Annotated in this window: 15 protein-coding genes; 5 read left to right on the top strand and 10 right to left on the bottom strand. The window is 70.8% G+C overall.

Annotated features, from left to right (window positions below; translation table 11 throughout):
• Window positions 1–37: 37 nt before the first annotated feature.
• Entirely contained in the window at window positions 38–427 is a 390-nt protein-coding gene (locus AB0J33_RS01815; protein ID WP_363608812.1) for a hypothetical protein, read from the bottom strand.
• Window positions 428–584: 157 nt separating this feature from the next.
• Here AB0J33_RS01815 and AB0J33_RS01810 point away from each other — a divergent pair, with 157 nt between their 5' ends.
• Entirely contained in the window at window positions 585–1,928 is a 1,344-nt protein-coding gene (locus AB0J33_RS01810) for an ABC transporter substrate-binding protein (protein ID WP_363608810.1), read from the top strand.
• A 67-nt stretch (window positions 1,929–1,995) separates the two neighbouring features.
• Here AB0J33_RS01810 and AB0J33_RS01805 read toward each other — a convergent pair whose 3' ends face one another.
• The gene (locus AB0J33_RS01805; protein ID WP_363608808.1) at window positions 1,996–2,739 is read right to left on the bottom strand and encodes an enoyl-CoA hydratase/isomerase family protein; all 744 of its coding nucleotides are present in this window, start codon (window positions 2,737–2,739) and stop codon (window positions 1,996–1,998) included.
• Window positions 2,736–3,593 (bottom strand): 3-hydroxyacyl-CoA dehydrogenase family protein, encoded by an 858-nt coding sequence (locus tag AB0J33_RS01800; RefSeq protein WP_363608806.1) that lies wholly within the window; start codon window positions 3,591–3,593, stop codon window positions 2,736–2,738. Before AB0J33_RS01800 ends, AB0J33_RS01805 begins: the two co-directional genes overlap by 4 nt.
• Window positions 3,594–3,770: 177 nt before the next feature.
• Between AB0J33_RS01800 and AB0J33_RS01795 the strand changes: the two genes are divergently transcribed.
• Window positions 3,771–4,058: a hypothetical protein gene (locus AB0J33_RS01795; RefSeq protein ID WP_363608804.1), complete on the top strand. Its 288-nt coding sequence runs from the start codon at window positions 3,771–3,773 to the stop codon at window positions 4,056–4,058.
• A gap of 49 nt (window positions 4,059–4,107) precedes the next feature.
• Here AB0J33_RS01795 and AB0J33_RS01790 read toward each other — a convergent pair whose 3' ends face one another.
• Window positions 4,108–4,887: a class I SAM-dependent methyltransferase gene (locus AB0J33_RS01790; RefSeq protein WP_363608802.1), complete on the bottom strand. Its 780-nt coding sequence runs from the start codon at window positions 4,885–4,887 to the stop codon at window positions 4,108–4,110.
• 54 nt (window positions 4,888–4,941) lie between these two features.
• On the opposite strand from AB0J33_RS01790, the gene AB0J33_RS01785 reads away from it, so the two are divergent.
• Window positions 4,942–5,331 carry a PPOX class F420-dependent oxidoreductase gene (locus AB0J33_RS01785; RefSeq protein ID WP_363608800.1) on the top strand — a complete coding sequence of 130 codons (390 nt, stop codon included), beginning with the start codon at window positions 4,942–4,944 and terminating at the stop codon, window positions 5,329–5,331.
• 94 nt (window positions 5,332–5,425) lie between these two features.
• On the opposite strand, the gene AB0J33_RS01780 is transcribed toward AB0J33_RS01785, so the two are convergent.
• Window positions 5,426–5,635 (bottom strand): BldC family transcriptional regulator, encoded by a 210-nt coding sequence (locus AB0J33_RS01780; protein ID WP_007073996.1) that lies wholly within the window; start codon window positions 5,633–5,635, stop codon window positions 5,426–5,428.
• A gap of 250 nt (window positions 5,636–5,885) precedes the next feature.
• On the bottom strand, window positions 5,886–6,725 hold the full coding sequence (locus AB0J33_RS01775) for a hypothetical protein (RefSeq protein WP_357712188.1): 840 nt from the start codon (window positions 6,723–6,725) through the stop codon (window positions 5,886–5,888).
• Window positions 6,726–6,917: 192 nt separating this feature from the next.
• Here AB0J33_RS01775 and AB0J33_RS01770 point away from each other — a divergent pair, with 192 nt between their 5' ends.
• Window positions 6,918–8,000 carry a Glu/Leu/Phe/Val dehydrogenase gene (locus AB0J33_RS01770; RefSeq protein WP_363608798.1) on the top strand — a complete coding sequence of 361 codons (1,083 nt, stop codon included), beginning with the start codon at window positions 6,918–6,920 and terminating at the stop codon, window positions 7,998–8,000.
• Window positions 8,001–8,302: 302 nt separating this feature from the next.
• Window positions 8,303–8,518: a DUF3073 domain-containing protein gene (locus AB0J33_RS01765; RefSeq protein ID WP_030332207.1), complete on the top strand. Its 216-nt coding sequence runs from the start codon at window positions 8,303–8,305 to the stop codon at window positions 8,516–8,518.
• A gap of 136 nt (window positions 8,519–8,654) precedes the next feature.
• Here AB0J33_RS01765 and amcA read toward each other — a convergent pair whose 3' ends face one another.
• From amcA to purF, 4 genes are all read right to left on the bottom strand, one after another.
• On the bottom strand, window positions 8,655–8,882 hold the full coding sequence (gene amcA, locus AB0J33_RS01760) for a multiple cyclophane-containing RiPP AmcA (protein WP_363608796.1): 228 nt from the start codon (window positions 8,880–8,882) through the stop codon (window positions 8,655–8,657).
• Entirely contained in the window at window positions 8,851–9,954 is a 1,104-nt protein-coding gene (gene amcB / locus AB0J33_RS01755; protein WP_363610166.1) for a cyclophane-forming radical SAM peptide maturase AmcB, read from the bottom strand. The genes amcA and amcB overlap by 32 nt, the downstream gene beginning before the upstream one ends.
• 130 nt (window positions 9,955–10,084) lie before the next feature.
• Window positions 10,085–11,239, bottom strand: a complete 1,155-nt coding sequence (purM, locus tag AB0J33_RS01750; protein WP_130406149.1) for a phosphoribosylformylglycinamidine cyclo-ligase — start codon at window positions 11,237–11,239, stop codon at window positions 10,085–10,087.
• 57 nt (window positions 11,240–11,296) lie between these two features.
• Window positions 11,297–12,835 carry an amidophosphoribosyltransferase gene (purF, locus tag AB0J33_RS01745; protein WP_363608794.1) on the bottom strand — a complete coding sequence of 513 codons (1,539 nt, stop codon included), beginning with the start codon at window positions 12,833–12,835 and terminating at the stop codon, window positions 11,297–11,299.
• Between the last annotated feature and the right edge of the window lie 83 nt (window positions 12,836–12,918).

The following is a 12,918-nucleotide window of genomic DNA, read 5'->3' as shown; positions in this document are numbered from 1 at the left end:
CCCGCGACCCGGTGGGGCAGTTCAACGGAACGGGCGCTCATCCGGCACGGCTGCGCAGCGTGGCGATCGTCGAACCGGCGAGCGTGAGCAGGCAGTCGGGGAGTTGCCCGTCGGCCGCCGCGGCGCCGAAGAGTGCCTCGCCGGTCGGTTCGTCCTGATTGGCGTACGCGCTGACGAAGCGGGCCACCCAGCGGGTGTCGTATCCGGCTTGATCGATGCCCGGAAAGTCGAGCGCCGCTCCGCTGGCCGCTGGCGCGTCACCGAGCATCGTCGCGGCCAAGCACCAGGCCACCCCGTACGCGCCACTCAGGCCGGCGCGGTCGACGACCGCGTCGAACGCACCCACCACCGCGTCTCCATCGCCGGTCAGCGCCGAGTGGAGCACGGCCGCCGCGTCATCGAACGTCTGCTGTGGTAGGTCGGTCACGCAGCGCACAGTAGGACGGGTGGTCAAGCGCTCCCGACGACCCGTCACTGTCCGTGTTCAAGGCGGGCTACCTGCGCATTAGGCCACCTCCACGGTCCCGCCGCCGGCCTCGGCACGCTAATGTGCGCAGCGGACCTTCGCCGGAGGAAGGACGACCATGTTCGTATCACGCCGCTCGCGGGTAGCCACACTGGCTGCCTGCGCGACGATCCTGCTCGCCACAAGCGCTTGCGGGGATGACAAGCCCGAGGAGGCAAGCGCCCAACAGGTGCGTCTCTACGGCACGGACGGCAACATGCTCAACTCCTATCCCGCGGAGTTGAAGGAACGCGCGAGTCTCGTCGACGGGATGAAGGGGACCACGCCGCTCACCCCACTGCCAGACGACTTCAAGAGCCGGTTACGGGCCGTCAATCCGGCGCTGACGGACTACCTGTATTCCGCCGAGACGTACGACGCGGTGGTGATCGCCGTGCTGGCCGCCCAGTTGGCCGGCAGCACCAACCCGGCGGACATCGCGAAGCAGATCGTCGGTGTGACAAACGACGGGCAGCGCTGTGAGGACCCGGCCAGCTGTCTCGCGTTGGCCCGCAACGGGCAGGACATCGAGTACCGCAGCGTGTCGCTGACCCGGGCGGGCTTCACCGACAAGGGTGAGCCGGCCACCGCGAGCTACGCCACGCTGACCTTCGACGGACAGCAGATCAACGAGGGCAAGACCGAGTTCGTCGGAGCCGGCACCGAGTCGTCGGCGAGCACCAAGACGCCGCCGAAGCCGAAGAAGCAGCGCCCCGGTGGCAACTCCGACCAGGAGCCGCTGATCCTGGGTGGTCTGCTGCCGAAGACCGGTGACCTCGCGATCGCCTATCCGCCGATGGCCGCCGGTGCCGCGCTGGCGCTCAGGGAGATCAACGCCGCGGGTGGCGCACTCGGCAAGCCGGTGACGTGGATGGACGGCGACGACGGCACCAGCCCGGCGGTGGCCAAGGCGACGGTGGCCAAGCACGTGGCCGACGGCGTCAGCGTGATCATCGGCGCGGGTGGTTCGGGTATCTCGCGGGAGGTGCTGCCGGACGTGGTGCAGGCCGGGAAGATCCTCTTCTCTCCGTCCAACACCGACAGCGGCCTGACCGACGTCGAGGACAAGGGCCTCTACTTCCGCACCGCCCCGCCGGACAGCCTCCAGGGCCGGGCGCTGGCCGACGTGATCCTCCGCGACGGGTCGCAGAAGATCGTCATCGTCGCCCGCAAGGACTCCTACGGCGAGGGCCTCCAGGCCACCGTCCGCGACGAGCTGGAGAAGGCGGGCATCGCCGACGACCGGCTCAAGCTGTTGACGTACGAGCCGCCGGCCGACGCGAAGGCGCCGCCGGTCGACTTCAGCGGCGGCGCGAAGGAGATCAAGGAATTCGGCGCGGACGCCGTACTGATCATCGGTTTCGGCGAGTCCGCCCAGGTGATCCGTGGCCTGGCCGACGCCGGGGTGCAGATCCGGCAGTAAGCATCACCGCAGGCCCACGACGGCCGCACCGGCCTTCCGCCGGTGCGGCCGTTTCGGTGTACGCGGATCAGCGCGACCGGCGGCGCTCCAGGAACTCGGTCATCCGGCGGTGCTTCTCCTCGTCCTCGAAGAGCACCGCCTGGCTGACCAGGTCGAGATGCGGGTGCGCGGCGGCCGGCGCGTCCACCGCCAGCTTGGTCAGCCGCACCGCCAGGGGCGAGCCCAGGGCGATCTCGTCCAGCAACGCGTGCGCCACCGTGAGCAGCTCGTCGGGCTCCTCCACCACCCGGTTCACCAGGCCGATCCGCAGCGCCTCCGCGGCGTCCACCCGCCGGCCGGTGAAGAGCAGCTCCTTGGCCCGGCCCTCACCGATCAACGCGGGCAGCCGGTGGGTCGCGCCGGCGCCGGCCAGGATGCCCAACCGCACCTCCGGCTGGCCGAACACCGCCCGCTCCGTGCACACCCGCAGATCGCAGGCGTACGCCAGCTCCGCGCCACCGCCCAACGCCGGACCGTCGACAGCGGCCACGGTCGGCATCGGCAGCGCCCGGATGCGCGCGAAGGCGGCGGAGTTGATCGCGGCGAGGGCGTCCGTGCGACCCCGTTCGCGCAGCTGGCCGATGTCGGCGCCGCCGGCGAAGATGCCCGAGGTGCCACCGGTGAGCAGCAGCAGGCGGGGGCGTGCCTCCAACTCCGCGCAGACCTGGTGCAACTCGGCGATTAGGTCGGCGTCGATGGCGTTGCGCTTCTCCGGCCGGTCCAGGGTGACCACCAGCCGGTCCGACCGCTCCTCGATCCGCAGCCCGCTCACTGTTTGCCGCCGTCGGTCCAGCGGTAGAAGCCCTGCCCGGACTTCTTGCCCAGCCGACCCGCGGCCACCAACTCCTCCAGCAGGGGCGGCGGCGCGAAGCGGTCCCCGTACGCGGCCTGGAGGGTGCGGGCGATGTCCAGCCGCACGTCCAGGCCGACCAAATCGGTGAGCTCCAACGGCCCGATCGGATGCCGGTAGCCCAGCACCATCGCCTTGTCGATGTCCGCCGGGCTGGCCACCCCGTCGGCGACCATCCGGATCGCTTCCAGCCCGAGGGTGACCCCGAGGCGGGAGGTGGCGAAGCCGGGCATGTCGCGTACCACGACGGGGTCCTTGCCCAGCCGGCCGGCGAGCGCGACGGCCGCGGTCGTGGTCTCCTCGGCGGTGGCCGGGCCGACCACGATCTCCAGCAGCGCCATCGCCCAGACCGGGTTGAAGAAGTGCAGGCCGAGGAAGCGTTCGGGCGCCTCCAACTCGGCGGCCAGCTCGGTGATGGCGATGCTGGAGGTGTTGCTGCCCAGCAGCGCCGGGCGCAGCGCGGCGGCGTCCCGCAGCACCGCGCGCTTCAGGTCGAGACGCTCGGGCACCGCCTCCACGATCACCTCGGGGGCGGGGGCGACCTCGGCGAGGCTGCGGCGCAGCGTCACCCGCTGCCGGTTCGCGGCGGCCTCGTCGGCACTGAGCTTTCCGCGCTGAACCGCACGTTCCCACAGGTCGGCGAGCCGGTTCAGCGCGGTGGCGCCTCGGTCGGGGTCCACCTCGACCACCTCGACGGCGTGCCCGGCCCCGGCCGCCACGTACGCGATGCCAAGCCCCATCGTGCCGGCACCGACGACCACGAAACGATCGCTCATCACGCCTCCCTGTCCCGTCCGCCGACGCGCGGGGTCTCCGCCGCGCCGACCCGGGTGTCCCGCCCGCTGCGCTCGCTCATGGTGCGACCCTAGACAGCCGGGCGACCCGGCCCATGCGTGGGGGAGCGCCGGATCGGGTATTGACGGCCCGTCAACCGAGGGAAGGACCGCATCGACATGAGCCAGGCACCGGAGAGCGTCACCGACGGGGAGATCGTGGAGACCCGGGGCGAGGAGCGGGTCGAGCTGCTGCGCGCCGACACCAACAACGACGGCAAGACCGACGTGTGGGTGGTGGACACCGACGGCGACGGCAAGGCCGACCTGTTCCAGTTCGACACCGACGGTGACGGCAAGGTGGACATCACCATGGTCGACATCGACGAGGACGGTCAGCCGGACGAGGTGGTCGACGGCGACGGCGGCCTCCCGCCCGAGCAACTTCCCCCGACCGTCCAGGTCTGAGACGTACGACGGCCCCCGCCTCCGTCCGGCGGAGCGCGGGGGCCGTCGTTCAGTCGACGAGGCGCAGGGTGGCCAGGTAGTAGGGGGCGTCGCGGTCGTCCACATCGGTCAACCGCCAGCCCGTGCCGTGCACCAGGCTGGCGAACTCGTCCGCCGAACAGACCAGGTAGTCGAACCACTCGGTGCTCAACTCGCGGTAACGCAGCCGCAGCCGCAACTGGCCGCCGAGCCGGCCGCGCCGACGGTTGCGCTCGTGGTAGCCGGTGTGCAGCGGGTCGCGGGTGCCGTACGGGTCGGTGCCGTGCGCGATGATCTGCGCCCCCGGCCGGGCCAGCGCGGCGAGCGCGGCGAGGAACCCGGGGGCCCGCTCCCGTCCCTCGAACAATCCGAGATTGTTGCCGAGCAGCAGGAACGTGTCGTACCGCTGGCCGTCGGCGACGTGCGTGTCGACGGTGCCGTGTACCAGTCGCCGGACCCCGCGTCGCCGGCTCACCTCCAGCGCGCCCGCCGAGGTGTCCAGGCCGGTGACCGGTACGCCGCGCTCCTGGAGCAGCAGCGCGATCCGGCCGGCTCCGGTGCCGATGTCCAGCGTCTCGCCCTGGGCCCGGTCGACCGCGCGGTGGTCGTACGGCTGCCAGTCCGCCGGCCCGTCCAGGTAGTGCGCGGCCGGGGCGCCGTTGATCAGACCGTCGTCCCGTTCGATGATCTCGATGACCGGTCGCGGTAGCCGACCGCCGACCAGGGGTCGGGGACCCACCCCGGTGGCCACGGCGAGCGTGTCCCGCAGCAGTTCGCCGACCACGTCACCGATTAGAGGCTCAACCGTCACGACGTTCACGCTATCCGGCCACTCAGTGGCCCGTACCGGCCGTATCCTGGCGGCGTGACCACGCTGGACCGGCTGTCGGCCGAGAAGTACATCCTGCTCACGACCTTCCGCAAGGACGGTCGGGCGGTGCCGACGCCGGTCTGGGCGGTGCGCGACGGCGAGGCGTTGGCGGTGTGGACGCGGGCGGACTCGGGCAAGGTGAAGCGGATCCGTCACAACGGCGAGGTGACCGTGGCGCCGTGCGACGTGCGGGGTCGGCCGCACGGGGCGGAGGTGCCGGCGCACGCGACGCTCTACGGGGGCGGGGACACCGCCCGGATCCGCGACCTGCTCAAGCACAAGTACCGCGTGATCGGCCGGTTGAGCCTGCTGAGCAGTCGGTTGCGTCGCGGCGAGGGCGGCACGGTCGGCATCCGGGTGACGTTGGTCGAGCCGCGGCGCTGACCGGCGTGGGCAGGCCGGCGGGGGCAGGCCCGGCGGGGCACGGAAAGGGGCGGCGGATCGAAATCCACCGCCCCTGACGAAAAACCGTGCCGGCTCAGTCGCCCTGCCGCTGCTGCGGGATCTGGCCCTGCAACAGCGCCCTGACCTCCGACTCGCGGTACCGACGGTGGCCACCCAGGGTGCGGATGGCACTGAGCTTGCCAGCCTTGGCCCACCGGGTCACCGTCTTCGGGTCGACACGGAACATCGACGCCACCTCGGCCGGCGTGAGTAGCGGCTCTGGTTCGTGCGTTCGCGATGCCATCGGTCACTCCTCCACATGTATAGACATCGGCCGGGGTCCCGCCGGCCGAGGCGTCTCCCATGGTCCGGCTAGTCCCCGATGTCCGACATGGGCCGAACGGATGAAGGTCCCTAGACGGACGGATGAACCATGCCCGATTTTTACGACTTTTACACGGCAGAAACTACCTTATTCGGACTCATGATCACGGTTCGTGATGCGTCAACTACGAGCGGAACTCACCTTGGGAGCGCTCCGAGGGCGATATGCCCTAGTTGCACCGCTCCAAAAGCTGCACCGCGCGCCACCGTGCCACCAACTTGTCGTACGCGGCGGACGCCTCCTCGGCCTCGCCGCGCGAGAGCCCCGCGAGGCCGCCGGCAACCAGCTCCGGCGAGTCGTCCGCGGCGAGAGTCTCGTCGGAGAGCAGGTCGACAAGGCCGCCGTAGTCCAGCTCGACCACCGAGCGTGGATGGAATTCCTCCAGCCAGCGGGCCGCCTCCTCCACCGCCTCGGTGATCGGCGCCTCGCCCACCGACTTGCGCAGCACCGACAGCGCCCGCGACGAGCGGCGTCGAGCCTTGGAGATTTCCGTGCGGTAGCGCAGCGCCCGCCGGCCCGGCTGGGTGACCAGGTCCCGCTCGGCGGGATCGAAGAGCACGAACCACCGCAGCGGTACGCCCCACGTGGCGATCTGCTCGTGCACCCGGGGCACCCCGTGCTCCAGCACCCGGGCGCCGCTGCGCCAGTCGTCCACCACCGCCCTGGCCTGCCCGGCGAGCACCGGCGGCACGAAGGCGTCGGCGAGCACCGAGGGCACCCCGTCCCGGGCGCTGAGCGCCGCCTCAGCGACCCGGATGCGCAGGTTCCATGGGCAGACCAGCAGGCTGTCGTCCGTCTCCAGGACGTACGCCTCCTCCGGCAGGTCCGGCAGCCGGGTCCAGCCGGCGCCCAGCGCCTCGATCACCGCCGTCCGCTGCCGACCGGGCCCCTCGACCGGAGCGACCGCGCGCCCCTCCGAGACGTAACGGCGCCAGTAGCTCTGCCGGTCTCGGTCGAAGGCGGCCAACGGTTCGTACACGCGCAGGTAAGAAGCGAAGAGCGACGGCACCGCGCGATCCTCCCACGAACCACGCCCGTACGCGGTCAGCGGCCGGAGCACACGCGCCGCAACGTGGGACGGCGGCGGCGCGTCGAGCGCCCGGGCGGCGGCCGATACTAGGCTCGATCACACCGGCAGCATCCCCGCCGGGGTCCACCAGGTCCACGTCCCACAAGGACGCACACCACGTAGGAGCAGATCATGGGCGTATTCGCGAGCACAGACGACCCGGTCTCGACAGGTCACGAACAGGTCGTGTTCTGCCAGGACAAGCAGAGCGGCCTGAAGGCGATCATCGGGATCTACAACACCGCGCTGGGCCCGGCGCTCGGCGGCACCCGCTTCTACCCGTACGACAGCGAGGACGACGCCCTCGCCGACGTGTTGGACCTGTCCCGCGGGATGGCCTACAAGAACGCCCTCGCCGGGCTGGACCTGGGCGGGGGCAAGGCCGTCATCTGGGGCGACCCGGAGCAGATCAAGAGCGAGGCGTTGCTGCGCGCGTTCGGTCGCTTCGTGGAGTCGCTGGGCGGCCGCTACTACACCGCCTGCGACGTCGGCACCTACGTGGCGGACATGGACGTGGTGGCCCGGGAGACCCGCTACGTGACCGGGCGCAGCGTGGAGCACGGCGGCGCCGGTGACTCCTCGATCCTCACCGCCTGGGGCGTCTTCCAGGGGATGCGGGCCGCGGCCGAGCACGTGTGGGGCACCCCGAGCCTGCGGGGCCGACGGGTCGGCGTGGCCGGCCTGGGCAAGGTCGGCAAGTACCTCACCGGGCACCTGCTGGAGGACGGCGCCGAGGTCGTCGCCACCGACGTCAACCCGAAGGCGCTGGCCTGGGTGCGCACCAACCACCCGCAGGTCACCCTGGTCGACGACGCCAGCGCGCTGGTCGCCGCGGACCTCGACGTGTACGCGCCGTGCGCGCTGGGCGGCGCCCTGAACGACGACACCGTGCCGGCACTGCGCGCCAAGGTGGTGACCGGGGCGGCGAACAACCAGCTCGCCCACCCGGGGATCGAGAAGCTGCTCGCCGACCGGGGCATCCTCTACACCCCGGACTACGTGGTCAACGCCGGTGGCGTCATCCAGGTGGCCGACGAGATCGAGGGCTTCAACTTCGAGCGGGCGAAGCTGCGGGCGACCCGGATCTTCGACACCACCCGCGAGATCCTGCACCTGGCCGACGTCGAGGGCGTGCCGCCGGCCGTGGCCGCCGACCGACTGGCGGAGCGGCGGATGGCGGACGTCGGCCGGCTTCGGGCGATCCGCCTGCGCTGAGCGCGTTCCCGGGGGCGGGTCGACGGGATCCGCCTCCGGGCCTCCTGCGACGGCACGGCTCGGTAAGCTGAGAACGGGTCAAATTTGATGCGGTTTGTCCGGTGTCACGGGTGCTAACCGTTCCGCTCCTTACCCGGTACACTGGGTGACGGCCGGATCGACGCGACGCGCAGAGCCGGCTGACGGTAACCCGAGGTGCCGAACGGTGGCATCCCCATGTACCGTAAGAGCCACGAGAGATGCCTGACGTCATCGGGGCCCGCCTTCGGGCTGCCCCGCATTCTGTGCGAGGGGGTCGAGCCATGGGGCGCGGCCGTGCTAAGGCCAAGCAGACGAAGGTGGCGCGGGAGTTGAAGTACCACTCCCCGAACACCGACCTCACCGCCTTGCAGCGCGAACTGGCGGGTGCTGGTAAGTCTGAGCACCACTTCGACGACGACTCTAAAGAGTTCGTCGACGACGATGATGAGGATCACGCGGACGACGATCCGGATCCCTGGGTCCGTCCGACCCGCTGACCTCTCGACGCAGCTGAGCACGCGGTAACCCCCGCGTGCTCACGCACGTCCCGTGCAGGCGCAGTCGCCGGCGATCAGGGGCCTGGCCCGACCGGAGCCACTCCGGCCGTTCGACAGGCCCCTGACAACGGCCCCCTCAGCGCGGGCGATTGTTCCAGTTGTAGAACGTCGGGATGTTCTCGAAGTGGTTCCAGGCGCAGACCGCGCTGGAGCCGTCGCCGCCCGACACCTCCGAGCGCAGCCGGCGGGCATCCTCGGCCTCCTGAAGCAGCGCGACGAGCGCAGGAGCTGCCTCCCGCACCCGTTCGGTGACTCCGTCGTCCGCTTCGCGCTCAGGCCGCCGGTGACTGGTGGTCTCGGGCATGCTTCAACACTCCCTCCAATAGGCGGATCTTGCTGTTGCGGCAGTGCTCGGTCTCCGTACCGTCAAAACGCCCCAGCTCGAAGTAACGGTTGGCGGCATGGCCGCCGCCACAGAAGCCGAAGTACGGGCAGGACACCCGACACGCCTCCACCCCGGCCAGAAACTCCCCCACCCACGGCGTCTCCGCCGCACCGCTGAGGATCTGCGCCAACGGGCTCGTCAGCACGTTGCCGCTGCTGAAATCGCCGTAGCGGGGGTCGGTGAAGCCGGCCAACTCCGGGGAGAGCACGACCACCGAGCCGTCGTGACCGATCGTGGGGATCGGGTCCAGGTGGCGGGGCAGCACCCCGTCCGCCGAGTTGTCGAGCACCGCCGCGGCGTAGCGCAACGACCACTCGATCTCGCGGAGGTGAATGCGGGGCTCACGACGCCAGGCCCCGACCAACTCCGCCCAGAACGCGGACACCACCGACGGGTCGTGGCGGTTGTCGCGGGTGTTGACCCCCTCGGTCTCCTCGATGTTGATGCCCAACACGTCGCAGCCCAGTTCGAGGAAGTAGTCGTACAGCTCGGTGGCGAGCCCCGGCTCCGGTCGGGACACCACGGCCAGCGCGGAGAAGGGCAGACCGCGACGGCGCAGCGCCGCGATGCCGCGCAGGATCCGGTCGTACGCCGGCTGACCACCCCGATTGACCCGGTCGCCGTTGCGCGCCCGAGGCCCGTCGACGCTCACGCTCACCCGCATCTCGTGCCGGACGAAGAAGTCGCACCAGTCGTCGTCGATGAGAGTGGCGTTGGTCTGCACGTGGTGCTCGACCTCAGGCCCGAACGGTGCCATCAGGTCGGCCAGGTGTTCCCGGCCGGCCGCCAACGGCTCGCCGCCGTGCCACACCACGGAGAACCGGCCCGCCGCCGCCCAGGGATTGACCGCCTCGGCGACCGCCTCGGCCACCGCCACCGGCATCCGACGGTCGGCGGCCCGGAACGGCAGGTAGCAGTACGCGCAGTCGAGATTGCAGAGGGTGGTGGGCTGCATGACGACGTACGACGGGACGGCGGCCAGACCGCGCATCCCGCTGAACGACTGTCCCCGAGCAGCCATCGCCCTCCTCCGCCTAGCCTGAGGGTGCCCTTCAGGCTAGGCGGCATTGGCCACTCGGGTGAAGCCCTGATCAGGTGCCCGTACGATCACCGCAAAGTGATCATCCGCGGGTGTGCTGGCCGACCATCTGCACGTTGCCGGTGCCCTCGATGATTTCGCCGGCCTGCCACGCCTCGACGCCACGGCCGGTCAGGGTGGCCAGCGCCCGGTCGGCGTCCTCGGCCGACACGATCGCGAACATGCCGACGCCCATGTTGAAGGTCGACTCCATGTCCTGGTCGTCGATCCGACCCTTCGACTGGATCAGGTCGAAGATCGGCTGCGGCTTCCAGGTGGACCGGTTGACCACCGCGTCGACGTGCTCCGGCAGCACCCGGACCAGGTTGCCGGGGATGCCACCGCCGGTGATGTGGGACAGCGCCCGCACCTCCGCCTCGGCAATCAGCTTGAGGCAGTCCTTGGCGTAGATCTTGGTCGGGGTGAGCAGCTCCTCACCGAGGGTCCGCTGCCGACCGAAGTCGTCGATCACGATGTCCAGTCGCATCCGGGCCGCGCCGAGCAGCACGTGCCGGACCAGCGAGTAGCCGTTGGAGTGCAGGCCGGACGAGCGCATGGCGATCACCACGTCGCCCACCTCGACCCGCTCCGGGCTGAGGATGTCGGCCTCCTCGACAACGCCGACGCCGGTCGCGGAGATGTCGTACTCGTCCGGGCGCAGGACGCCCGGGTGCTCGGCGGTCTCCCCGCCCAGCAGCGCGCAGCCCGCGTACCGGCAGCCGTCGGCGATGCCCGCGCCGATCTCGGCGACCTTGTCCGGGACGACCTCGCCGGTGGCGATGTAGTCGAGCAGGAACAGCGGCTCGGCGCCGCAGGCCACCAGGTCGTCCACGACCATCGCGACCAGGTCGATGCCGACCGTGTCGTGGATGTCCATCTGCTGGGCGATCACCAGCTTGGTGCCCACCCCGTCGGTCGAGGACGCCAGGATCGGGCTCTTGTACTTCTTCGTGTCCAACCGGAACAGGCCGGCGAACCCACCGAGGTCACCGAGTACCTCGGGACGGCGGGTCTGCCGCACCTTCGACTTCAGCAACTCCACCGCGCGGTCGCCCGCGTCGATCGAGACGCCGGCGTCGGCGTACGAGACCGAGCGTTTGCGCGCCTGGCGGCCAGCACCGCCCGTCCAGGGCTGGCGGTCGCCGCCGGCGCCGGTCGGGCTGCTTCCTGCGCCGCTGCGCTCGGACACGTGCGTCACGGTTCTCCCCTTTGGTTCTCGGTGCCGCCGGCGGTGGCCGGGCCGCGCCGGTTGGTGCTACGGGCGGTTTGCGGTAACGCCACCCGGAGTGGCGACGGACGAGCCGTTGGTGTGCGTGGCTTCCAGCGCCGAGTTGGCGACGCGTCGACCCACCCCTTCGAGCACGTGCTTGCCGATCAGGTTGCCGGCCGGCAACTCGATCGGGTACTCCCCATCGAAACACGCCCGACACAACCGGGTCTTCGGCTGCTCGGTCGCGGCGATCAGGCCAGGAAGCGAAACGTAGCCCAGCGTGTCGGCGCCGATGGAGCGCCGGATGCCGTCGTTGTCCAACCCGTTGGCCAGCAGCTCCGCCCGGGTGGCGAAGTCGATGCCGTAGAAGCACGGCCAGCTGACCGGCGGCGAGGAGATCCGGACGTGCACCTCCAGCGCCCCCGCCTCGCGCAACATCCGGACGATGGCACGCTGGGTGTTGCCGCGCACGATCGAGTCGTCCACGACCACCAACCGCTTGCCCCGGACGTTCTCCCGCAGCGGGTTGAGCTTGAGCCGGATGCCGAGCTGCCGCAGGGTCTGCGACGGCTGGATGAAGGTGCGCCCGACGTACGGGTTCTTCATCAGGCCGGCGCCGTAGGTGATGCCGGACGCCTCCGCGTAGCCGATCGCGGCCGGCGTGCCCGACTCGGGCACCGGGATGACCAGGTCGGCCTCGACCGGGTGCTCCTTGGCCAACTGCCGGCCGATCTGCACCCGCGCCGCGTGGACGTTGCGCCCGGCGATCGTGGCGTCCGGGCGGGCGATGTAGACGTACTCGAAGAGGCAGCCCTTCGGCTCCGGCGCGGCGAACCGGGTGGAGCGCAGCCCGTTCTCGTCGATCGCGATCAGCTCGCCCGGCTCGACCTCGCGCACCACGCTGGCGCCGACGATGTCCAGTGCGGCCGTCTCACTGGCGACCACCCAGCCGCGCTCCAGGCGGCCGAGCACCAGTGGGCGGACGCCGTGCGGATCGCGGGCCGCGTAGAGGGTCGACTCGTCCATGAAGACGAAGCTGAACGCGCCGCGCAGCTGCGGCAGCACCTCCAGTGCGGCCGCCTCGACCGACAGATCCGGTCGGCCGGCGAGCAGCATCGTCACCAGGGAGGTGTCGTTGGTCGACCCGTCCGCGACGAGGCCGCGGTCGGCGACCTCCTTCTCCAGCTCGGCCGTGTTGACCAGGTTGCCGTTGTGGGCCAGCGCGATGGTCGTGCCGGAGGTCGTCGACCGGATCGTCGGCTGGGCGTTCTCCCAGTTCGATGCGCCGGTCGTGGAGTATCGGGCGTGCCCGATCGCCAGGTGACCGCGCAGGCTCGCCAGGGTCGGCTCGTCGAAGACCTGCGCCACCAGGCCGAGGTCCTTGTAGACCACCACGCCGGAACCATCGCTCACCGCGATGCCCGCCGCCTCCTGGCCGCGGTGCTGTAGGGCGTAGAGGCCGAAGTAGGTCAGATTGGCAACCTCTTCGCCGGGGGCCCAGACGCCGAAGACGCCGCAGGCATCCTGGGGGCCAGGTCGTTGGGGGTCAAGGTCGTGGCTCAGCCGGCCGTCGCCTCGGGGCACCTACCGCTCCCTCATGCTGGTCTGGACCGGCCGGGCGGGGATCACGGGCGGATCCACACTCCTCTGCCGGGACCACTGTCGTC

Origin of the sequence: Micromonospora sp. NPDC049645 (assembly GCF_040675155.1) — a bacterium.
Taxonomy (GTDB): domain Bacteria; phylum Actinomycetota; class Actinomycetes; order Mycobacteriales; family Micromonosporaceae; genus Micromonospora.
Note: the sequence above shows the minus strand (reverse complement) of the source record. Positions and strands in the feature narration are given on the sequence as shown.